Here is a 1,148-nt window from a genome sequence, read left to right as displayed (position 1 = left end):
ATGCCGCCTTGAGCCCGGCGAGCACGGCGCCAGGCACGATCAACTGGGAGATATCCATGATGCTCAGTCGCTTTCGCGCAGCCTGTAGCCGACGCCCGGTTCGGTCGTGATATAGAAGGGCTGCTCGGGGACGGGCTCGATCTTCTGGCGCAGTTGCCGGATATAGACGCGCAGATACTGCACGTCCTCGTTCCCGCCCCAGACTTCCTTCAGCAGATGCCGGTGCGTCAGCACCTTGCCGGCATGCTGCACGAGCGCGCGCAGTATGTCGTATTCCTTGGGCGACAGCTTCACCTCGGCCCCCCCGACTTGCACGATGCGGCGCACGAGATCGACCGAGAGCTCGCCGGTGCGGAAGACAGGTTTCTCGCCCTGCTGATGCAGCTCGTGACGGAGCGCGACGCGCAGCCGCGCCGCCAGTTCGCGCATCCCGAACGGCTTGGTGACGTAGTCGTCGGCCCCCGCCTCAAGGGCCTGGACGATGCCGGCCTCGTCGGTGCGGCTCGACAGGATGACGATGGGGAGCGTGCGCCCCTCGCTGCGCCAGAGGCGCAGGAGTTCCTGCCCGGTCATGTCGGGCAGTCCGAGATCGAGCAGGACGAGATCGGGCTCCTCCGCCTCGATCCGCGCGATCGCATCCCTGGCATTCCCCGCTTCGCTGATCGTGTAGCCCTCGGTGCCGAGCCCGACACGCAGGAGCTTGCGGATCGGGGGCTCGTCATCGACGACGAGCACCCGGACGGCCATCGTGGTCATGGCAATACCTTCATCTGGTGGGCCTCGGGCGGGATCGGCATGCGGATGGTGAACACCGCGCCCTGCCTGTCGCGGCGGTTGGCGGCGACGATCGTGCCACCCATCGCCTCGACGAAGCCGCGGCAGATCGCGAGGCCCAGCCCTGTGCCGGCACGAACCTGATCGCCCTTCCCGACCCGGTAGAAGCTGTCGAAGATCCGCTCGAGATCGGCCGGTGGCAGGCCCGGCCCCTCGTCGAGGATCTCGAGCGCGAGGGCATTGCCATCCGTGCGGGCATGGACCCCGATCGTCGTCCCCGCAGGCGCGTATTTCGCGGCATTGTCGACGAGGTTGAACAGGACCTGATCGAACAGGACTGGGTCCAGCCGCAGCATCGGCAGGTTGGGCGCCAG

Annotated in this window: 2 protein-coding genes; both read right to left on the bottom strand. The window is 67.2% G+C overall.

Features of this window, described 5'->3' with window-relative positions:
• Positions 1 to 63: 63 nt before the first annotated feature.
• Positions 64 to 756 (bottom strand): response regulator transcription factor, encoded by a 693-nt coding sequence (locus ACIPIA_RS16735; protein WP_400511099.1) that lies wholly within the window; start codon positions 754 to 756, stop codon positions 64 to 66.
• Positions 753 to 1,148 (bottom strand): sensor histidine kinase (locus tag ACIPIA_RS16730; RefSeq protein WP_400511098.1); only part of this gene is annotated, 396 nt, incomplete at its 5' end. The genes ACIPIA_RS16735 and ACIPIA_RS16730, both read right to left, overlap by 4 nt.

The organism is Allobosea sp. CER48 (assembly GCF_044752385.1).
Taxonomy (GTDB): Bacteria; Pseudomonadota; Alphaproteobacteria; order Rhizobiales; family Beijerinckiaceae; genus Allobosea.
Note: the sequence above shows the minus strand (reverse complement) of the source record. Positions and strands in the feature narration are given on the sequence as shown.